This window comes from Aeromicrobium sp. 9AM (genome assembly GCF_902506105.1).
Taxonomy (GTDB): domain Bacteria; phylum Actinomycetota; class Actinomycetes; order Propionibacteriales; family Nocardioidaceae; genus Aeromicrobium.
The window spans coordinates 2,852,430-2,870,990 of sequence record NZ_LR733304.1; the positions used below are offsets into that span (position 1 = coordinate 2,852,430).

The following is an 18,561-nucleotide window of genomic DNA, read 5'->3' on the forward strand; positions in this document are numbered from 1 at the left end:
TGTCGGCACGGGCGCCGATGAAGCGAGCGGACCGAAGGTGCCGTCACGGCAAGGCAGAGGAGGGAGACGCACCGGGGTTGTGCGGCGACCGACGATAACGCCGCCGGGGCGGTGCATGCGGTCCGCGAGTCAGGCGACATCCGTGCCGACGAGACCTCTTACTCCCACTTCATGGCGAAGCCGAAGGCCGCCACGATGAAGCCCATGCCGACCACGAGGTTCCAGCTGCCGAGGTCGTCGTACCACTTGAGGAACGACGGATAGTCGATCGTCTGGTTGCTCAGCGTGTAGAACACGACGATCCACACCAGCCCGATGATGCCCGAGGTGACCATCGCCGGACCTGCCCAGCGGTTGCCGATCTTCTGGGTCTTCGGGCCCTTGGGGGCCTTGTCTTTCGCCACGACGTCTCCGGATGGTTGCTGCGGCGGGGCCGCATCGATAGGTGCTCTCGGATAGCCTAGGCCATCGATCTACAAGGAGTTCGGCGTGGCAAAGGCGGGGTCGCACGTACGTCAGCGGTGGCCGCTTGCCGTGCTCGTGATCTTCGCCGTCGCCGGGTTCCTCTTCGTCGCCGCATCGGTCAGTGCGGACGGGGGTGATCTCCGCCCGGCCGGTGGAGATCCCAGCTCGTTGGCCAAGGAACGGGCCGACCGGATCAAGGACCGCCGGGCGGACGCCCGCCAGCTCCGCGACGACATCGACGAGCTGACCGCGAGTGTCTCCAACGCGAAGCTCAAGAAGCTGCGCGCCGAGGCCAAGGACCTCGAGGAGCCGACCGGGCTCACCCCGCTCGAGGGACCGGGCGTCCGGGTGACGCTCAACGATGCCCCGCCGACGGTCAAGCTGCCCGACGGCGAGAATCCCAACCTGCTGTTCGTGCACCAGCAGGACATCCAGGCGTACGTCAACGCGCTGTGGGCCGGCGGGGCCGAAGCCGTCACGCTGCAGGGGCAGCGGCTCATCTCGACAACCGGCATCAAGTGCGTCGGACCGACCGTGGTGCTCGACGGCGTGCCCTACTCACCGCCGTACGTCATCGAGGCGATCGGAGATGTCGGCGCCATGAACACCTCGCTCGCGACGTCGCCGACCACTGTGACGTTCGCCAGCTACGCCGCTGACCCCGAGTTCCAGCTCGGCCTCAAGATCGAGAACGTCGACAACGTCAAGGCACCGGCCTACACCGCTGCCGTCAGCCTCAGCTACGCCAAGGCCACGAGCTAGCCGTACGCCTAGCCGTCCGTGTCGGTGCCGAGCACGTCGGCACCATCGGCACCGCCATCGGTGTCGCCCGGATCGGTGTCCTGACCCGGGTTGGCCGAGACGGTCAGCTGGATCGTCGTGCCGGGTGCGACCTTCTCGTTGGGCGCGATCGTCTGCGCCGTCACGGTGCCGTCAGGTGCCGTGGCCGCTGGATCGTCCTTGGTCGTCACCTTGAGACCGAGGTCCTCCAGTGTCTTGGTGGCCTCGTCGATGGTCTGTCCGACGACGTTGGGGACTGTGACCTGACCCTTGGACACGAACAACGTCACCGAGGATCCGACATCGACCTGCTCGTCGGCGAACGGGGTGCTGTTGATGACGACCCCGCGGTCGGCGCTGTTGTCGACCCATTCGCGCTTGACCTTGAACTTGCCCTCGCCGTTCTCGAGCTGTTCCTTGGCGACCTTGAACTGCAGCTGTCGCACGTCAGGCATCGAGACCTGCTGGGGACCGGCACTGACGATCAACGTGACGGTGCTGCCCTCGTCCTGGCTCTCGCCGGCGGGCGGATCGGTCTCGATGACGAGTCCCTTGTCGACCTTGCTGCTGGCCTGCTCCTGCGTCTTGGGGCTGACGACGAACTTCTTGTTCTCGAGGGCTCGCGTCGCCGTGTCGACGTCCTTGCCGGCGACGTCAGGAACCGTGACCTGCGTCGGCGGCGCGGGCGACTCGGTCGCCTTCCAGATCGCGAACGCGATCCCGGCGAGCAGCAGGACGGCGATCGCGCCGATGATCCACCACTTGGCGCGGCTCTCGGGCTCGTCGTCCTCTTCGTCGGGATCGGGCTCCGCACGGCGGGCACCGCCGGCGACCGGCAGCACGGGTGCCGCCGGAGCGACCGCCGTACCGCCCACGATCGCGGTGGCAGCAGCCGGCGCCTCGACGGCCTGGCCGGCGAGCACACGCTCGATGTCCTTGCGCATGTCGGCGGCGCTCTGGTAGCGGTCCTCGACACGCTTGGCCAGCGACTTCGCGACGATGTTGTCGATCGCGGCGCTGACGTCGGGGTTGAGCTGCGACGGGGGCCGGGCCTCCTCGCGTACGTGCTGGTAGGCCACCGACACCGGGCTGTCGCCGACGAACGGCGGGCGACCGGTGAGCAGCTCGTAGAGCAGGCAGCCGGTGGAGTAGATGTCGCTGCGGGCGTCGACGGTCTCGCCGCGCGCCTGCTCAGGCGAGAGGTACTGGGCCGTGCCGATCACCGCGGCGGTCTGCGTCATGGCCGATGAGGTATCGGCGATGGCCCGGGCGATGCCGAAGTCCATGACCTTGACCTGGCCCGACGGGGTCAGCATGACGTTGGCCGGCTTGATGTCGCGGTGGATGATGCCGGAACGGTGGCTGTAGTCGAGGGCGCTCAGGACGTCGGCCGTGATCGACAGGGCCCGCTCGGGCAGGATCTTGCGACCGTTCTCGGCGCCGCGCAGGATGTCGCGCAGGGTCTGGCCCTCGACGTACTCCATGACGATGTAGGGCACGTGGCTGCCGTGCTTGTCGATCGACTCGCCGGTGTCGTAGACCGCGACGATCGACGGGTGGTTGAGCGCTGCGGACGACTGGGCCTCACGACGGAAGCGGGCCTGGAACGTGTCGTCGGCTGCGAGGTCGCCGCGGAGCTGCTTGACCGCGACGGTGCGGCCGAGGCGGAGGTCGCGGCCCACACGCACATCGGCCATGCCGCCACGTCCGAGCAGACCGCCGAGTTCGTAGCGGTCGCCCAGGCGGATGGTCTCGTCGCCGGATTCGGTCATGGTGTCAGTCTCCCAGACTCATTGGTGCAGTAGTTTTGCCACCCGCGCATAGGCATATCGTCGCCAAGCTCGCTCGTGGACTCACGAAGTTCGTACTCACTTTCCGAGCACCGCTTCCATGACGGACCTCGCGATGGGTCCGGCCAGGCGGCCGCCGGCGATCTCGTCGCGCGCGGTGTCGCTCGACTCGACCAGCACCGCGACCGCGACCTTGGGGTCCTTGGCGGGGGCGAACGACACGAACCAGGCGTACGGCGGACGGTCAGCGGTCGACTGGGCGGTGCCGGTCTTGGCACCGACCTCGACTCCGGCGATCTTCGCCGACGTCGCGGTGCCGACGTTGACCGTGCTGATCATCATCTCGCGGAGCTTTGCGGCGTTGGAGCTGCTCATGGCCTGGCTGAGTCGCTCGGGGTTGCCCCGCTCGAGGACGCGGAGGTTGGGCGACCGGACGGTCTTGACGACGTACGGCTTCATGACGTCGCCCCCGTTGGCGATGCCGGCTGCCACCATCGCCATCTGCAGGGGCGTCGCGGCGACCTCGTACTGGCCGATGCCGGACTGGGCGAGCTGCGGCGCCTCGAGCTTGTTGTCGCCGACGGTGAACCGGCTGGCGTTGGCGGCCAGGCCGTCGAGCGGGTCGGTGCCGAAGCCGAACTTGGCGGCCTGCTCGGCGAGCCTCTTCTGACCGATCTTGCCGGCGAGCGCGCCGAAGGCGACGTTGCACGAGACGTTGAGCGCGCGCTCGAACGTGATGCGGTCACCGCCGCAGTTGCCACCGTTCTCGTTGGGCAGCGTGTACTGGATGCCCGGGAACGTCAGCCGGGAGCCGGCCTTGATCTGGTCGTCGATGTTGTCGACGACGCCGTCCTCGAGGGCCGCTGCGGCCGTGACGAGCTTGAACGTCGAACCGGGGGGCAGCGTCTGCTGGGTCCCGCGGTTGATCATCGGCTGGTTCTTGTCCTTGGTCAGCGCGTCCCACGACTTCTGGACGGCGCTGAAGTCGTGGCTGGCCAGACGGTTGGGGTTGTACGACGGCTGGTTGACCATCGCGAGGATCGCGCCGGTCTGCGGGTCGAGCGCCACGACGGAGCCCTTGGTGTTCTTGCCGAGCCGTTCGAGTCCCTCGGCGGCGGCCTTCTGCGCGAGGGGGTCGATCGTGAGCTCGACGCTGCCGCCCTTGGGCTGCTTGTTGGACACGAGGTCGACGACGCGGTTGACGAAGAGCCGGTTGTCGCTGCCCGACAGGACGCTGTTCTGCGAGTTCTCGAGACCGCCACGCCCATAGACGTACGAGAAGAAGCCGGTGAGGGGCGCGTAGAGGCCGCCGTCGGGGTAGCGCCGCTGGAACTTGTAGTCGTCCTTGGACTTGACGCTCTCGGCGACAGGCTGGCCGTCGACGAGGATCGCGCCGCGGTCGCGGGAGAACTCCTCGTTGATGACGCGCTTGTTGCCGTTCTTGGCGTTGAGGCTGTCGGCCTCGACGAACTGCACGTAGTTGATGTTGACCAGCAGCGCGACGAACAGCACGAGGCAGGCGATGGCGATGTTGCGGATCGGGCGGTTCACGACAGCTTCACCACCTGTGTCTCCTCGTCACTGTCGAACGTGGAGATCTCGGGAGCGGGGCGACGCGTCTGGTCGCTGATGCGCAGGAGCAGGCCGATGATCGCCCAGTTCATCACGACGGACGACCCCCCTTGGGCCATGAACGGGGTGGTCAGGCCCGTCAGCGGAATGAGCCGGGTGACGCCGCCGACCACGACGAAGACCTGCAGCGCGAACGAGAACGCGAGGCCGGCGGCGAGCAGCTTGCCGAACGCGTCGCGGCAGGTCAGCGAGATGCGCAGGCCGCGCTCGACGATAAGGCCGTAGATCACGATGATCGCCATGAGGCCGGTGAGCCCGAGCTCCTCGCCCATCGACGCGGCGATGAAGTCGGAGTAGGAGAACGGGGTGAGCTGCGGACTGCCCTGACCGAGGCCCTGCCCGAGGACACCGCCGTGCGCCATGCCGAACAGGCCGGTCACGAGCTGATAGCCCTTGGGCTGGTTGAACGGGTCCTGCCACGTGTCGAAGCGTTCCTGCACGTGGCCGAACGCGAGGTAGCCGAACCAGGTGCCGGCGGCGAACAGCAGCGAGCCGACGACGAGCCAGCCGGGACGCTCCGTGGCGACGTAGAGCATCACGACGAACAGGCCGAAGAACAGCAGGGACGAGCCGAGGTCGCGCTGGAACACGAGGATGCCGACGCTGATCAACCAGCCGGCCAAGATGGGTCCGAGGTCGCGGCCGCGCGGCAGGTCGATGCCGATGATGCGCCGGCCGGCCAGCGCCAGGGCATCACGCTTGACGACGAGATAGCCCGCGAAGAAGATCGCCAGGCAGATCTTGGCCGCCTCACCCGGCTGGAAGTTGAACGGGCCGATCGCGATCCAGATGCGGGCGCCGTAGAAGTTGCGGCCGATGACCGGCATGAGCGGGAGCACCAGCAGGGCGATCGCGGCGAACCCGAACGTGTAGGTGAACGCCTGGAGCCGGCGGTGATCGCGGATCAGGACCAGGATGCCGGTGAAGGCGACGATGCCGAGCCCGGTCCACATCAGCTGGGCGTTGGCGTGGGGCGAATAGGTGCCGCACCCGCCCTCTTCGCAACCCAGGTCGATCCGGTAGATCATCGCCAGGCCGAGGCCGTTGAGCGCGATGACCAGCGGCAGCAGCACCGGATCGGCGTACGGGGCGACCCGGCGCACGATGAGGTGTGTCGCGATGGCCACGACGATCAGCGCGCCGCCGAGCTTGTAGGTGTCGGCCGGGATCGTGCCCTCAGCGCCGAGGCCCACTGCTGCGTACGCCGCGATGCCGATGAAGACCGCGAGCACGGTCAGGAAGAACTCGGCTCCCCGCCGTTTGCGAGGAACCCATGCGGGTGTGGTCATCGCTGCCATACCGTGTTGGACGCCGTCGACTTGGTGGACTTGGTCGGCGTCTTCTTGGTGGGCGTCTTGCTGGGTGTCGGCGTCGGCTCGACGGCCAGGTCGTCGAGCTCGGCAACGGTCTTCTCGGCGTCGGCCTTGCTGGACGCCTCGATGCCGGCCTCGACCTGCTGGCGCCGGAATGTCGGGAGGCTCGTGAGCTCGACGTCGGTCACCTGCTCGACGTGCTGCAGCGTGATGCCCGGGATGTCGGCCTGCACGCCCTTGAAGATCGCCACCTTGCCGTCCTCGGCGGCGACGAAGTACTGCGTCTGCGACCACTTGTAGGCCCAGGTGCCACCCGCGGCGAGGATCAGGGCGAGCACGACGGCCACGGCGGCCCAGCGCAGCCAGCGCATGCGGCTCGGCGGGCGGGGGGCGTATCGGAGCTCTTCGGGGTCGTACGCGGACGGGGTCGTGGTGGCGGAGTCGCTGCCGCTGGTGCCCTCACCCGTACGCGGGCGGGCCTGTCCTGCAGCAGCGCCGACGAGCTGGGGCTGGCCGTCGGACGACGACAGCCGCTCGTCGGGCTCGGTGCCGGCCTCGACGAACTCGCCGATGACGACCGTGACGTTGTCGTAGCCGCCGGCCTCCAGCGCCAGGCGTACGAGCTCGGTCGCGGCCATGTCGATCGTCTCGGCGAGCAGGGCGCCGCGGATCACCTCGTCGGTGACCATGTCGGTGAGACCGTCGCTGCACAGCAGGTAGCGATCGCCGAGCATGGGCTGGACCCAGCTGAGGTCGGCGCCGTTGTCGTCGCGGCCCAGCATGGCTCGCAGGATCAGGGAGCGGTGCGGGTGGACGCGTGCCTCGGCCGGGGTGAGCCGGCCCTCGTCGATGAGGCTCTGGACGAACGTGTGGTCCTTGCTGATCTGGGTGAGCTCCCCGCCGCGCAGGCGGTAGACGCGCGAGTCGCCGATGTGCGCGAACGCGAACTTCTCACCGTCCCACAGCAGGGCGTCGAGGGTCGTGCCCATGCCCTCGACCGCAGGGTCGTCGGCGATGAGCTGGCCCAGCCGGGTGTTGGCCTTGGTGACGGCCTGCTCCAACGCGGCGACGGCGTCGGCATCGACCGTGTCGGTGTCGAGCTCGCGGATGATGTGCATGACCTCGGACGACGCCAGGTCACCCGCTGCCGCTCCGCCCATGCCGTCGGCGATCACCAGTAGGCGCGGGCTCGCATAGCCGGAGTCCTGGTTGGCGGATCGGCGCAGACCGGTGTCGGTGTGCGCGACGTAGCGAAAGGTCAGAGCGGTCATGGACTACTTCTGCAGCTCGACGATGGTCTTGCCGAGTCGGACGGCGATGCCGAGGCCGATCGGGACGGGTGAGGTGATGCGCTGGCTGCCGAGGTAGGTGCCGTTGGTCGAGCCGAGATCCTCGACGAACCACTGCTCGCCGTTGGTCGCGAAGCGGGCGTGCCGCGTCGAGACGTAGTCGTCGTCGAGCCGGATGGCGGCGTCGGTGCCGCGGCCCAGCAGGATCGGCTTGTCGCCGAGCGGCACGCTCTGCCCGGCGTTGGGACCCGACACGACCTGGAGCTTGGTGGGTACGCCGCGGGGTGCCTTGCGGCTCTTGGCCTTGGACTTCGCGGGGGCCTTCTGCTTGTTCTTGGCCGGGCGCGGTGCGGCCGGTGCCTTGGTGCCGAAGATGTCGGACCGGATGACCGACACCGCCGACAGCACGAACAGCCACAGCACGGCCAGGAAGCCGAGCTTGATCAGCGTGAGAGTGAGCTCAGACATCTAGACGCCGGCCTCGGTCATGCGGATCACGATGACGGTGTTGCCCAGGCGGATCTCGGATCCGTCGGTGACGACCCCCGTCGCGACCTTGTGACCGTTGAGCACGACGCCGTTGGTCGAGTTGAGGTCGACGACCGTCACGGTCGTCTCGGCCCCGCTCTGGTGGATCTTGATCTCGGCGTGGCGCCGAGAGATGCCCGGATCGTCGATCTTGAGGTCTGCCTCGTTGCCACGCCCGATCACGACGCCGGGAGCGTCGATCGGGTGCTTCATGCCGTTGACCTCGAGCAGCACGTTGGAGCTGCGGATCGCCGTCTCGGTCATCCGCTGCCCGGCCACCGGCGTGACGGAGGCGTTGGTCTTGCTGCGTACGCGGAAGCGGCCCGTGCTGAGCTCACCGGTCTTGGTGAACGCGATCTCGAGCGGGCCGGCCATCGTGTAGCGCTGCTCGGACACGTGCTCCTTTACGAGCGTCGCGAGCTCGTCGGCCAGCGTCGTGCTGAACGGGTTGAGCCGGTCGAAGTCGGGCGGCGACAGCTCAACGGTGAAGACGTTCGGCACCAGCATGCGCTCGCGGGACAGGATGTGGGCCGAGTTGTCGACCTCGCGCTGCAGGGCAGCGGCGATCTCGACTGGCTGCACGGCGCTGCGGAACGCCCGCGCGAACGCGCTCGTCACGGCGCCCTCGAGGCGTTGTTCGAATCGCTGGAGCACCCCCGCCATCAGCCTCCACCTTTCCTGTCATCGTGGTTCTACCCTGCGATCGTATCGGGAGTGCCCATCCTCGCTACTTCGCGCAGGGGCGGGCGTGAGGAATAGCACCTGAATCCGCCTGTTAGACTTGCGAACCGGTCCTGCGGGACCACGCGCGGGTGGCGGAATGGTAGACGCGCTGGCTTCAGGTGCCAGTGTCCGCAAGGGCGTGGGGGTTCAAATCCCCCCTCGCGCACAGAATGACAACGGGGCTCCGACATGGTTTTCGTCGGAGCCCCGTTGTCATCTGTAATTGATTGGTGGATTTGGGAGGAGCCGAGAGCGGAGCGGCTGCTCGTTCCTCCAGCCGGTTGGTTGAGTGTGCCGCGTAGCGAAGGCGACGGCTCCCCCCTCGCGCACAGAACGACAGCAGGGCCTCGACATGGTTTTCGTCGAGGCCCTGCTGTCATTCTGTGTCTGATTGGTGACGGGCGAAGCACTATCGGCGCTTGAGGCGGTTCAGCAGGCGGCGCAACCGGCCGACGTGCGGCTGGAACTGGGAGTCCCGTTCGAGCGCGTCCTGCCGGTGCGCGGTGGTCTCACCGACCTGGACCGGGTCGTACGGGTTGTCCGTGCGTCGCGGGTCGGAGTAGCCGAACTCTGACATGGTGCCCCCTCGAGTCGTCGTCCCATCATGCACTGGTTGGAAGCGACCAAGCCGTCTCGAGATGACCCACACAGAAGACACGACCCCCGGACCGCAAGGGTCCGGGGGTCTGTCGTTCCTCGTGGCTACGCCTGATCGGCGTCCAGGGCGGCGGACACGCGACGGTGCGCCTCCCAGATCTCTTCGGGCATGTTGTCGAACTGCTTGAGGTGCTCCTCGCGGAACCCCATCTCCTGGCGCCAGCGCTCGTTGTCGATCGACAGGATCGTCTCGAGGTCCTCGGGCGTGATGTCGACGCCGTCGAGGTTGAGCTCCTCGGCGGTCGGGATGATGCCGACCGGTGTCTGGCGACCGGTGACTTCGCCGGCCTTGAGCTGCAGGAGCCACAGGAGCGGCCGCAGGTTGTCGCGGTAGCCGGGCCACAGGTAGTGACCGTCCCCCGGATCCTTCTGGAACCAGTTGACGTGCGCGAAGATCGGCAGGTCCTTGGCGGCCCCGACGATGTTGAGGTAGTGCTGGGCGTAGTCACCCTCGCCGTACGCCATGAACGGGCGGTTGGACATCGGGTCGTAGCGCAGCATGCCCTCCTTGCCCTCGGCCGCAGACGTGGCCTCGGCACCCAGCGTCAGGCCGTCGTAGACGCCCTCGGCCAGGTCGGTGATGGCGCGGATCAGCGGCTCACGGTCGCGCGTACGGCCACCGAAGATGATCGCGTCGATCGGCACCCCGGCCGCTGCGTTGTAGTCGTCGGCGATGTTGGGCACGTTGTCGAGCTGCGTCGTGAAGCGGCTGTTGGGGTGCGCCCACGGGCTCTCGTCGCCGTACTCGCGATCGGCGATCGGTGAGCCGGTCCAGTCGAGCCAGCCGTGCTTCTCAGCCGGCGGGTGCGGCGTACGTCCCTCCCACCACACCTCGTGCGTCTCGACGTTGTAGGCGATGTTGGTGAAGATCGCGTGCGTGCCCTCGGCGATCGACGCGAGCGCCGTCGGGTTGGTGCCCTCGTTGGTGTCCTTGGCGACGCCGAAGACCCCGTACTCGGGGTTCATGCCGTAGAGCTTGCCGCTCTCCTCGTCGACCCACAGCCACGCGATGTCGTCGCCATAGAACGACACGTGATAGCGGTCGCCGAGCACGTCGGGCGCCAGCATCATGGCCAGGTTGGTCTTGCCCGAGGCACTCGGGAAGCCGCCGCAGATGTGGTAAGTCTTGCCGGTCTGCTTGTCCTTGATGCCGATCAACATGTACTGCTCGGCGAGGAACTTGCGCGACGCCCAGCCGTCGTACGCACCCTGGCGAAGGCCATGGGCGATCTTGCCGAGCAGGGCGTTGCCGCCGTAGGACGAGCCGAAGTGCAGGATCGTACGTTCGTCGGCGACCGTCACGAAGTAGCGCTGGTCGTTGGGTGTGCCTTGGCCAAGGTTCTCCAGGTCGCCGGTCACGTGCACGGCGCGCACGAACTGCTCGGGGTCCTCCAGGGCCTCGAGGAACTCGGCGCCGACGCGGGCCATACGGATCATATGAAGCACAACCGTGCGGGTGTCGGTCACCTGCACGCCGGCCGCCCACGGTGCGAGAGCGTTGCCGGGAGGCGACATCAGGTAGGGGATGACGTACATCGTCTTGCCCGCGGACGCGCCGCGCATGCGGTCCTCGAGCATGGGCCGCATCTCCGACGCCGGGCGCCAGTTGTTGTAGACGCCCTTGTCCTTGGGGTCGTTGGTGGCGACGATCGTGCGCTCCTCGGAGCGCGCGGTGTCCTTCACATAGCTGCGGGAGTAGTAGAGCCCTTCGCCCGCGGGCTCCAGCTCACCCGCCTCCAGAGCCTCGGCGATGAGCCGGGCGTCATCGGCGGCGCTGACCACCTCGACCCGCTCCGCTCCGGTCAGTTCGGCCCAGTGATGCACGTACTCGCGCACGTGTGGGTTCTTGATTCCTGCTTCGTCCAGTGCTGCGTCGACATCAACCATCGCTCGATCATGCCCTCTCGAGCGGCGGAACGCACGGGTCTATTTCACACGTGGCATATGTCTCGTAATTTGTCTTTGCGGACTGCAAATTCGGGTCAGAGCAGACCGCGTACGTACTCGGCCTGGCCGAGGTGTTTCAGGTCGTCTCCGATGACGCTGACGAGGCGAACGGCGAGGGTCACCGGCGGGTCCCACGAGTCGTCGACGACGCGATCGAGGTCGGCGTCGGTGAGGCCCTCGACGTACCGGAGCGTCACGTCGGTGACGGCTTGCGCGTATCCGACGAGCAGCTCGGCCTGGACGTGCACCGTGTCGACGTCGTCCCGGCTGTGGCCGTAGCCGGTCGCCCGCTCGCTGAAGGGCAGGCCGAAGCGCTTGTACCAACCGGCCGAGCTCCAGACCTCGTCCGAGCCGGCGGCGTCGGCGATGTGGTTGTCCTGCACCCGCATGAGGTGCCAGACGAGCCAGCCGATCGTGTTGGCGCCGGGCGCCACGCGCTGGCTGAGCTCAGCGGGTGAGAGGCCGTCGACGACCAGCGCCGAGCCCTCGTTGATGCGACCGAACGCATCGACCATCAGGTCGGCTGGCGACGTCATGAGCCCGGCCACTCACCGGTGGCGCGTTGGAACCCGCGCGCGCCCTGTCGCTGGATGATCGCCTTGACGCCCGAGAAGATCGCGCCCTGCAGGAGCGCCGCGATCAGGATCTCCTTGAACGCGTACTCCGACTGCAACGGCGTGGGCGGGTCAGAGTTGTCGCCGCGGCTCACGCGCTTCCAGATCTGCTTGAACAGCAGCGAGGCGATCAGGCCGCCGACGATCGAGCTGACGATGCCGACCGGGCGGTAGAGCAGCTTGGCGGACGTGCTGGGCTGTTGTGCGGCTGGCATACGCATCAGACCTTCGCGAAGACGTGTCGGGATGTCGGTGTGGTCGTGTCATTCCTTTGTACACCGGGCGCGGCAACCCGGCGGGTGCGTCCGGAGTCGTCAGCTGGCGACCTTGTGACCCGTCAGGGCCGCGCGTTCGCCCTCGGTCATGCCTCCCCAGACGCCGTACGGCTCCTGCACCGTCAGTGCGTGCTCGCGGCAGCGATCGATGACGGGGCACGTGAAGCACACCTTCTTGGCGTTCTGCTCCCGGCGCTCGCGCTTGGCGCCGCGCTCGGCCTCAGGCGAGAAGAACACCTCGCTGTCGGCTCCCATGCAGGCACCTTGGTACTGCCACTCGTACGTCTCCATGAGCGGGAGGGGGAGTCTCTTGACGTTGACCATGCGGGGGTATTGCCCCCAGGTTGCATTTTCAAACATCTGTGGGTGAGGTCTTTCTGCGCTGGTCAGACCGTTGCCGGGCGTACGGGCCGGATAGCCTGACCGGCATGACAGAACCCCGTGTCCTCACTGAGATCGACGGCCCGATCGCGTACGTCTGGCTCAACCGCCCGGACAAGCTCAACGGCGTCGACCTCGAGCTCATCACCGAGCTGATCGCCGCCGCGGAGGCGCTCAGGGGCAACCGCGACATTCGCGCCGTGGTGCTGCAGGGCAAGGGTCGCTCGTTCTGCGCCGGCCTCGACTTCGCCGCGGCGTTCAAGGACAAGCGGCGGGTCGCCAGGTTCTTCTTCGCCGGGCCACGGACCGTCAACCAGTTCCAGAAGGTCACCCAGATCTGGCGGACCCTTCCGGTGCCGGTCATCGCGGTCGTCCAGGGGCATTGCTACGGGGCCGGCCTGCAGCTCGCGGCGGGCGCGGACTTCCGGTTCACGACGCCGGACGCCACGTGGTCGATCCTCGAGGCGAAGTGGGGCCTCGTGCCTGACATGGCGGGCACCGTCCCGTTCGGCGAGCTGCTCCCGGCCGACGTCGCGATGCGGCTGTCGATGACCGGCGAGTCCTTCACGGGCGAACGGGCCGCCGAGCTCGGCCTGGCGACGGAGGTCAGCGACGAGCCCCTGAAGGCAGCCCTCGCCCTCGTCGACCAGATCATCGAACGTTCGCCGGACTCGGTCGCGGCGACCAAGCAGCTGATCTACGGCAACCGTCATCGCGGCCTCCGCGGGGCGTACCGGCTCGAGCGCAAGCTGCAGGCGGCGATGTTCAAGTCGAAGAACACCACGATCGCCCGCAAGGCCGGCACGGCCAAGGAGACCCCGGTCTTCGGGCCCCGTACTTTCGGTTCCTAGCGACGATTTATAGGAGTGCGTGGGTCGTTGTTACTGTGGTCGGCGTGAGTGAAAAAGAGCCTTCCAAGAAGGTCGCCAACCAGTACGAGCGCAACTACGACTACACCAAGTACTGGGACAACCGCGACTACGAGAACGCCGCCGAGCACATCGCGATCCGGCGACTGCTGAAGGGCAACCACTTCCGCAAGGCCGCCGACATCGGTGGCGGCTTCGGGCGCCTGTGCATCCTGCTGCGTACGTTCTCCGACGAGGTCACGCTGGCCGAGCCGGCCGCGACCCAGCTCGAGGCGGCCAAGAAGGTGCTCGAGGGCACGGACATCAAGCAGGTCCAGATGCAGGCCGACGACCTCAAGTTCGAGGACGGCGAGCTCGACCTCATCACGATGGTCCGGGTCATGCACCACCTGCCTGACCCGACGGCGGAGTTCGCCGAGATCTCGCGCGTGCTCGCGCCGGGTGGCACCGCGATCATCGAGGTCGCCAACTACGGCCACTTCAAGAACCGTCGCCGGCACAAGAAGGAAGGCACCCCGCTGCCGACCGAGCCGGTCAACATCCGCAAGACCAAGGCCGATGAGCCCGACGCGATCGCGTTCGTCAACCACAACATCGACACCGTCGTGGGTCAGCTCGGCGCCGCCGGGCTCAAGCTCGAGAACAAGCTCTCAGTGTCCAACCTGCGCAGCCAGACCCTCAAGCGGGCCTTGCCGACCAGCGCGATGCTGGCGGCCGAGCGTCTCACACAGCGTCGTCTGGCGCGCAGCAACTTCGGGCCGAGCATCTTCCTCAAGCTCCGCAAGCCCTGACGCAGTCGGCTGGCTCCTAGGCGGAGGCGAAGCGGGCGGCGGAACGCGCCTTGGCCTTGGCGGCCTCGACCTCGCGGTCCTTGGGTGGCGCGGTCGTCACCAGGTCCTCGAGGAGATGCCCCGTGATGTGGGCGATCTCCGCGACGGCGCGGTTGAACGCCTCCTCATTGGCCTTGGAGGGCTTGGACGCCCCGCTGATCTTGCGTACGTACTGCAGCGCGGCGGCCTGCACCTCGTCGTTGGTGGCGGCGGGCTCGAAGTTGTGCAGGGTACGAATGTTGCGGCACATGCCTCAACCCTAGAACTCCGAGCCCGCCTCCGACAGTCCTGCTAGCTCTCTTCCCACCAGTCGCGCGCGGCGTCGGCGCTGTCGGTGTAGTCGGCGAAGACGCCGTCGAGGCCGGCCTCGAAGAACGTCTTGAGCTCGCCGAAGATGTCGCCCTTGGTGTTCGGATCGGTCCCGTCGCGGAAGTCGGCCGGCAGGAACTGGTTCTCGTCGCGGAACGTGTAGGCGACGACCTTGAGCCCGGCCCGGTGCGCATCCTTGACCAACGGAGTCGGTGTCGTCAGGAACCCCTGGGCGTCACGCGGGATGATGCTGTTCTTCTCCGGACCGAGCCAGCTGGCGTACGTCGCCACGTCGCGCAGACCGGCCGGCGTCATCAGGTCGGCGTACGTGCGGGGGTTGCCGGCGGCGGTGAAGTCGTACGGCGCGCCCGTTGCCGAGGTCAGCTGGACGAGCGGGACGCGGGTCTGCCGGGCGAGCTGTCGCAGGTTCGACACCTCGAACGACTGGATGACGACCTTGCCGTGCCGTGAGTTGCGCCCGGCCTTGGTCAGCGACCGCAGGAGCGGCTTCTCCAGCGGGAGGCCGATCGACCGGAAGTAGGTCGGGTGCTTGGTCTCCGGCGCGACACCGATCGCCCGGCCGCGCTTGTGGCTCTCGGAGTTGGCGAGCGCGAGGACCTCGTCGAACGTCGGGATCTCGTAGCGGCCGTCGTACCGGGTGTTGCCGGGGCGCACGGCTGGCAGTCGCTCCTTGGCGCGCAGCGTCTTGAGCTCCTTGAGGGTGAAGTCCTCGGTGAACCAGCCGGTCTCGGCGATGCCGTCGACGGTCTTGGTCGTCTTGCGCTGCGCGAACTCCGGGTGGTCGGCGACGTCCGTCGTGCCGCTGATCTCGTTCTCGTGCCGGGCGACCAGCACGCCGTCCTTGGTGCTGACGAGGTCGGGCTCGATGTAGTCGGCGCCGAGCTTGATCGCCAGGGCGTACGCGGCGAGGGTGTGCTCGGGCCGGTAGCCGGAGGCGCCGCGGTGCGCGAACACCGTGACGGCCTGGTGATGTGTCTTGGCGGGTGCCTTCTCGGCGGCGGTCGCGGGTACGGCGACGGCTCCGGTGGCGATGGCGGCGACGCCGAAGGCGTGCGCCGTGCGGCGGACGTACGGATGAAGTGTCATGCCACCGAGTCCAGGGGCGGCGAGTGACGTACGCGTGCACGTGGTGCCGCCGGCCGGTGAACGTCTAGGGCATGTCTGCCAATTCACGGCCGGGGTGCGCGGCCCCGCATCCCGCCCGGCGGCGTTATCGTCGGTCGCCGCACAACCCCGGTGCGCCTCCCCCCTCTGCCTTGCCGGATCGGGCCCGGATGCCACGCACCCTCATCGACCGCCAATTGGCAGACATGCCCTAGAGGACGTCGAGGCGTTTCAGCACGGCGCGGACGTGCTTGAGGGCATTCTTCTCGGTTAGCCCCGTGGTGTCGTCGAAGTAGAGGCCGTCGCCGATCAGCTGGATCGTGCGGGCGAGCGACTCGTCACCGAGGTGCTCGCGCAGCACCGTGAACCAGCCCTCGCGGAGATCAGCCAGCGCCGCGGCTGCGCGGGAGTCGTTCTCCTGGGCGATGCGGCCGGCCGCGATGAGCGCCCGGTCGAAGTTGCTGCCGGTGTTGACCGAGGTCGCGAGATAGAACTCGACCGGACCCTTCTTGGCGGTACGCATCTTGGCCACGTCGGCCTCGCCCTGCTCACGGAGCCGGGTCAGCATGCCCTCGACGAGCTCGTCCTTGCTGTGGAAGTGATAGAGGAGTCCGCCCTTGGACACCTCGGCCTCCGCGGCCACCGCATCGAGGGTTGCCGCGCGGCTGCCGGCCGTCACGAGAAGGGTCTCGAAAGCATCGAGCAGACGATCGCGCGTCGAACGCTCGGTGGCCACCATGCGCACACCTTAACGGAGAGGAATATCACGGCCTCTCGGCTCGTTGACTGTACCGTCTGGACGGTATAGTTGGACCGTTCCGAAACGAGAGGAGGCCCCCATGACCACGATCGACCCGCGCTACCGCGCCGAGCAGCTGGATGCGCCCCGAGCAGGACTGCGTGAGTGGTTGGCTCTGGGCGTCCTCATGCTGCCGGTTCTCCTGACCTCGATCGACAACACCGTGCTGAGCTTCGCGCTCCCGCAGGTCAGCACGGCGCTGCACCCGACCGGCGAGCAGCTGCTCTGGCTCGTCGACATCTATCCCCTGATGCTGGCCGGCCTGCTGGTCGCGATGGGCAGCCTCGGCGACCGCATCGGCCGCCGCCGGTTGCTCCTGATCGGTGCCGTCGGGTTCGGTGTCGCATCGGTGTGCGCCGCGTTCAGTCCGAGCGCCGAGGCGCTGTTCGCCTCGCGCGCGCTGCTCGGTGTGTTCGGCGCGACCCTGATGCCGTCGACGCTGTCGCTGATCCGCAACATCTTCACGCACGGCGACGACCGCCGGCTCGCGATCGCGACCTGGGCGGCCATGTTCGCCGGCGGCGCCGCACTTGGCCCGGTCGTGGGCGGCTGGCTGCTCGAGCACTTCTGGTGGGGCTCGGTGTTCTTCATCAACGTCCCGATCATCGCTATCTTCCTGGTCGCCGCGGTCCTGCTGCTGCCGGAGTCGCGCGACCCACGGCCCGGACGCATCGACCTGATCAGCATCGTGCTGTCGATGACGGCGATGCTGCCATTCGTGTTCGGCATCAAGCAGGCCGCCGAGCACGGCCTGAGCGACCCGGCGATGATCGGATTCGGCATCGGCATCGCCAGCGGTGTGCTGTTCGTACGACGGCAGCATCGCCTCGTCGACCCGTTGATCGACATGACCCTGTTCTCCGACCGGGTCTTCAGCGGCGCGATCGTCGCCAACCTGTTGAGCCTCATGGGCTATGCCGGCTTCGTCTACTTCGCTGCGCAGTTCCTGCAGCTCGTGGTCGGCCTCTCCCCGTTGTCGGCGGCGACGGTCCTGCTGCCGGGCCTGCTGGTCACGGTCATCGCAGGCTTCGCGGCGGTCCGCCTCGTGCGGCACTTCCCGGCGCGGGTACTGGTGGCCGGCAGCTTCGGCCTGTCCGCGGCCGGCTATGCCATCGCGGCGTTCATCGGCACGCCGTCGACGATGTCGATCATGATCGCCTTCGCCGTGCTGGGCCTCGGCATCGGCCTGGCCGAGACCCTGACCAACGACCTCATGCTGTCGAGCGTCCCGCCCTACAAGGCCGGTGCCGCCTCGGCGATCTCCGAGACCGCGTACGAGGTGGGTGCCGTGCTGGGCACGGCGGTGCTCGGCAGCATCCTGACCTCGACCTATCGCTCGCACCTGACGATCCCGGCGGTTGCCCAGTGGGGCGAGAACGACTCGTCGTTCGAGACCTTGGGCGGGACCGTGGAGTACGCGAAGTTCTATCCCAACGGTGTCGGTGAGTCGATGCTGCGCTCGGCGCACGAGGCCTTCGACCTCGGCGTGCAGCTCACCTCAGCGACCGCGATCGTCGTCGCCCTCGCCGCTGCCCTGGTGTCCTGGCGGACTCTCAAGGGTGCCTGACCTCTGATCGGTGGTTGACGTGCGGAGGCCGTCCGCGGCCGATGGGGGCACCTCCCGCGAGCGCTAGCGAGTGGGGACTCGAAACCACAGTGGTTTCGAGGCTTCGCTCGCAGAGCTCGCTACGCACCTCAACCACCGGTGGCGACGAAGCCTTGCGCCTTGCTCGCTGAGGTGTCGAGGCTGTCGCCGAGCTTGCCGAGGGCGGCGCCGACGTTGCCGAGGATCTCGGCGAGGCCGACCAGGTCGTCCGCGAGGCCGCCGAGACCCGAGGTCGTCTCGCGGATGGTCTTGGCGGCGCCCCCGAGCTGCTTCGCCGGGCCGCCCATCATCGGGACCTTCTCGACGTCGTCAGCGGCATCGGCGACGAACTTCGCGACGCTCGTGAGGTTGTCGGCGATCGAGCCCAAGGTCGTGGCGCTGCTGCCCAGTCGCGTCGTGGCGCCCGACTTGCCGTCCTCGCCGATCAAGGCGAGCCCGGCGGCTCGAGCCTGGTTGCCGGCCTCGGAGAGGCCACTGGCGAGCGTACGGATGAAGTCGGGGATCTCCTTGGCGAGCTTGGCGCTGTTGGCCAGGTCATCCTTGTTGTCCCACACCAGGTCGACGACCTGTTGCACCTTCTTGATGTCGAGGCTGCCGCCGAGCAGCTTGCCGAGGTTGACCATGGTGCA

The 18,561-nt window shown here is 67.7% G+C and carries 20 protein-coding genes and 1 tRNA gene; 5 read left to right on the forward strand and 16 right to left on the reverse strand.

Going from position 1 to position 18,561, the window contains the following annotated elements; all coding sequences use genetic code 11:
• Nucleotides 1-158: 158 nt before the first annotated feature.
• Nucleotides 159-404 carry a cell division protein CrgA gene (locus BOSE46_RS20580; protein ID WP_159542273.1) on the reverse strand — a complete coding sequence of 82 codons (246 nt, stop codon included), beginning with the start codon at nt 402-404 and terminating at the stop codon, nt 159-161.
• Between the two features lie 85 nt (nt 405-489).
• Here BOSE46_RS20580 and BOSE46_RS20585 point away from each other — a divergent pair, with 85 nt between their 5' ends.
• Entirely contained in the window at nt 490-1,227 is a 738-nt protein-coding gene (locus tag BOSE46_RS20585; protein WP_159542275.1) for a DUF881 domain-containing protein, read from the forward strand.
• 8 nt (nt 1,228-1,235) lie between these two features.
• On the opposite strand, the gene pknB is transcribed toward BOSE46_RS20585, so the two are convergent.
• The 6 genes from pknB to BOSE46_RS20615 all read right to left on the reverse strand — a co-directional run bounded on the left by pknB (nt 1,236) and on the right by BOSE46_RS20615 (nt 8,460).
• The gene (gene pknB, locus BOSE46_RS20590; protein WP_159542277.1) at nt 1,236-3,017 is read right to left on the reverse strand and encodes a Stk1 family PASTA domain-containing Ser/Thr kinase; all 1,782 of its coding nucleotides are present in this window, start codon (nt 3,015-3,017) and stop codon (nt 1,236-1,238) included.
• Between the two features lie 96 nt (nt 3,018-3,113).
• Nucleotides 3,114-4,586 carry a penicillin-binding protein 2 gene (locus BOSE46_RS20595; RefSeq protein WP_159542279.1) on the reverse strand — a complete coding sequence of 491 codons (1,473 nt, stop codon included), beginning with the start codon at nt 4,584-4,586 and terminating at the stop codon, nt 3,114-3,116.
• The gene (locus tag BOSE46_RS20600; RefSeq protein ID WP_201299697.1) at nt 4,583-5,956 is read right to left on the reverse strand and encodes an FtsW/RodA/SpoVE family cell cycle protein; all 1,374 of its coding nucleotides are present in this window, start codon (nt 5,954-5,956) and stop codon (nt 4,583-4,585) included. Before BOSE46_RS20600 ends, BOSE46_RS20595 begins: the two co-directional genes overlap by 4 nt.
• Nucleotides 5,953-7,251, reverse strand: coding sequence for a PP2C family serine/threonine-protein phosphatase (locus BOSE46_RS20605; RefSeq protein ID WP_159542283.1), 1,299 nt, complete (start codon nt 7,249-7,251; stop codon nt 5,953-5,955). Before BOSE46_RS20605 ends, BOSE46_RS20600 begins: the two co-directional genes overlap by 4 nt.
• A 3-nt stretch (nt 7,252-7,254) precedes the next feature.
• Nucleotides 7,255-7,737, reverse strand: coding sequence for an FHA domain-containing protein (locus tag BOSE46_RS20610; RefSeq protein ID WP_159542285.1), 483 nt, complete (start codon nt 7,735-7,737; stop codon nt 7,255-7,257).
• Nucleotides 7,738-8,460, reverse strand: a complete 723-nt coding sequence (locus tag BOSE46_RS20615; protein ID WP_159542287.1) for a DUF3662 and FHA domain-containing protein — start codon at nt 8,458-8,460, stop codon at nt 7,738-7,740. It lies immediately after the preceding gene.
• Between the two features lie 143 nt (nt 8,461-8,603).
• Here BOSE46_RS20615 and BOSE46_RS20620 point away from each other — a divergent pair.
• Nucleotides 8,604-8,686 (forward strand) — tRNA-Leu (locus tag BOSE46_RS20620).
• A gap of 243 nt (nt 8,687-8,929) precedes the next feature.
• Here BOSE46_RS20620 and BOSE46_RS20625 read toward each other — a convergent pair.
• The 5 genes from BOSE46_RS20625 to BOSE46_RS20645 form a co-directional block, all read right to left on the reverse strand.
• Nucleotides 8,930-9,097, reverse strand: a complete 168-nt coding sequence (locus tag BOSE46_RS20625; protein ID WP_159542289.1) for a hypothetical protein — start codon at nt 9,095-9,097, stop codon at nt 8,930-8,932.
• A 125-nt stretch (nt 9,098-9,222) separates the two neighbouring features.
• Nucleotides 9,223-11,064 (reverse strand): phosphoenolpyruvate carboxykinase (GTP), encoded by a 1,842-nt coding sequence (locus BOSE46_RS20630; RefSeq protein WP_159542291.1) that lies wholly within the window; start codon nt 11,062-11,064, stop codon nt 9,223-9,225.
• Nucleotides 11,065-11,159: 95 nt separating this feature from the next.
• A complete protein-coding gene (locus BOSE46_RS20635) occupies nt 11,160-11,660 on the reverse strand; it encodes a mycothiol transferase (protein ID WP_159542293.1) in 501 nt (166 codons plus the stop codon).
• Nucleotides 11,657-11,953 (reverse strand): DUF4235 domain-containing protein, encoded by a 297-nt coding sequence (locus tag BOSE46_RS20640; protein WP_201299698.1) that lies wholly within the window; start codon nt 11,951-11,953, stop codon nt 11,657-11,659. Before BOSE46_RS20640 ends, BOSE46_RS20635 begins: the two co-directional genes overlap by 4 nt.
• A 99-nt stretch (nt 11,954-12,052) precedes the next feature.
• Nucleotides 12,053-12,337, reverse strand: a complete 285-nt coding sequence (locus BOSE46_RS20645) for a WhiB family transcriptional regulator (protein ID WP_159542297.1) — start codon at nt 12,335-12,337, stop codon at nt 12,053-12,055.
• Nucleotides 12,338-12,441: 104 nt separating this feature from the next.
• On the opposite strand from BOSE46_RS20645, the gene BOSE46_RS20650 reads away from it, so the two are divergent.
• Both BOSE46_RS20650 and BOSE46_RS20655 read left to right on the forward strand, forming a co-directional pair.
• A complete protein-coding gene (locus tag BOSE46_RS20650; RefSeq protein ID WP_159542299.1) occupies nt 12,442-13,245 on the forward strand; it encodes a crotonase/enoyl-CoA hydratase family protein in 804 nt (267 codons plus the stop codon).
• A 44-nt stretch (nt 13,246-13,289) separates the two neighbouring features.
• Nucleotides 13,290-14,054 (forward strand): bifunctional 2-polyprenyl-6-hydroxyphenol methylase/3-demethylubiquinol 3-O-methyltransferase UbiG, encoded by a 765-nt coding sequence (locus tag BOSE46_RS20655; protein ID WP_159542301.1) that lies wholly within the window; start codon nt 13,290-13,292, stop codon nt 14,052-14,054.
• 16 nt (nt 14,055-14,070) lie between these two features.
• On the opposite strand, the gene BOSE46_RS20660 is transcribed toward BOSE46_RS20655, so the two are convergent.
• The 3 genes from BOSE46_RS20660 to BOSE46_RS20670 form a co-directional block, all read right to left on the reverse strand.
• Nucleotides 14,071-14,343 (reverse strand): DUF2277 domain-containing protein, encoded by a 273-nt coding sequence (locus BOSE46_RS20660; protein ID WP_159542303.1) that lies wholly within the window; start codon nt 14,341-14,343, stop codon nt 14,071-14,073.
• Between the two features lie 41 nt (nt 14,344-14,384).
• Nucleotides 14,385-15,509 (reverse strand): glycerophosphodiester phosphodiesterase, encoded by a 1,125-nt coding sequence (locus BOSE46_RS20665; protein ID WP_159542305.1) that lies wholly within the window; start codon nt 15,507-15,509, stop codon nt 14,385-14,387.
• Between the two features lie 229 nt (nt 15,510-15,738).
• A complete protein-coding gene (locus tag BOSE46_RS20670; RefSeq protein WP_201299699.1) occupies nt 15,739-16,266 on the reverse strand; it encodes a TetR/AcrR family transcriptional regulator in 528 nt (175 codons plus the stop codon).
• A gap of 100 nt (nt 16,267-16,366) precedes the next feature.
• On the opposite strand from BOSE46_RS20670, the gene BOSE46_RS20675 reads away from it, so the two are divergent.
• Complete coding sequence (locus BOSE46_RS20675; protein ID WP_159542307.1) at nt 16,367-17,893, forward strand: MFS transporter; 1,527 nt, start codon at nt 16,367-16,369, stop codon at nt 17,891-17,893.
• 128 nt (nt 17,894-18,021) lie between these two features.
• On the opposite strand, the gene BOSE46_RS20680 is transcribed toward BOSE46_RS20675, so the two are convergent.
• Nucleotides 18,022-18,555, reverse strand: a complete 534-nt coding sequence (locus tag BOSE46_RS20680; protein WP_159542309.1) for a hypothetical protein — start codon at nt 18,553-18,555, stop codon at nt 18,022-18,024.
• Nucleotides 18,556-18,561 lie beyond the last annotated feature (6 nt).

Bases quoted from the DNA above. Each gene is read 5' to 3' on its own strand.
- pknB (WP_159542277.1), bottom strand. From the start codon at position 3,017: ATGACCGAATCCGGCGACGAGACCATCCGCCTGGGCGACCGCTACGAA.
- BOSE46_RS20600 (WP_201299697.1), bottom strand. From the start codon at position 5,956: ATGACCACACCCGCATGGGTTCCTCGCAAACGGCGGGGAGCCGAGTTC.
- BOSE46_RS20605 (WP_159542283.1), bottom strand. From the start codon at position 7,251: ATGACCGCTCTGACCTTTCGCTACGTCGCGCACACCGACACCGGTCTG.
- BOSE46_RS20610 (WP_159542285.1), bottom strand. From the start codon at position 7,737: ATGTCTGAGCTCACTCTCACGCTGATCAAGCTCGGCTTCCTGGCCGTG.
- BOSE46_RS20615 (WP_159542287.1), bottom strand. From the start codon at position 8,460: ATGGCGGGGGTGCTCCAGCGATTCGAACAACGCCTCGAGGGCGCCGTG.
- BOSE46_RS20625 (WP_159542289.1), bottom strand. From the start codon at position 9,097: ATGTCAGAGTTCGGCTACTCCGACCCGCGACGCACGGACAACCCGTAC.
- BOSE46_RS20630 (WP_159542291.1), bottom strand. From the start codon at position 11,064: ATGGTTGATGTCGACGCAGCACTGGACGAAGCAGGAATCAAGAACCCA.
- BOSE46_RS20635 (WP_159542293.1), bottom strand. From the start codon at position 11,660: ATGACGTCGCCAGCCGACCTGATGGTCGATGCGTTCGGTCGCATCAAC.
- BOSE46_RS20640 (WP_201299698.1), bottom strand. From the start codon at position 11,953: ATGCCAGCCGCACAACAGCCCAGCACGTCCGCCAAGCTGCTCTACCGC.
- BOSE46_RS20645 (WP_159542297.1), bottom strand. From the start codon at position 12,337: ATGGTCAACGTCAAGAGACTCCCCCTCCCGCTCATGGAGACGTACGAG.
- BOSE46_RS20650 (WP_159542299.1), top strand. From the start codon at position 12,442: ATGACAGAACCCCGTGTCCTCACTGAGATCGACGGCCCGATCGCGTAC.
- BOSE46_RS20660 (WP_159542303.1), bottom strand. From the start codon at position 14,343: ATGTGCCGCAACATTCGTACCCTGCACAACTTCGAGCCCGCCGCCACC.
- BOSE46_RS20665 (WP_159542305.1), bottom strand. From the start codon at position 15,509: ATGACACTTCATCCGTACGTCCGCCGCACGGCGCACGCCTTCGGCGTC.
- BOSE46_RS20670 (WP_201299699.1), bottom strand. From the start codon at position 16,266: ATGGTGGCCACCGAGCGTTCGACGCGCGATCGTCTGCTCGATGCTTTC.
- BOSE46_RS20675 (WP_159542307.1), top strand. From the start codon at position 16,367: ATGACCACGATCGACCCGCGCTACCGCGCCGAGCAGCTGGATGCGCCC.
- BOSE46_RS20680 (WP_159542309.1), bottom strand. From the start codon at position 18,555: ATGGTCAACCTCGGCAAGCTGCTCGGCGGCAGCCTCGACATCAAGAAG.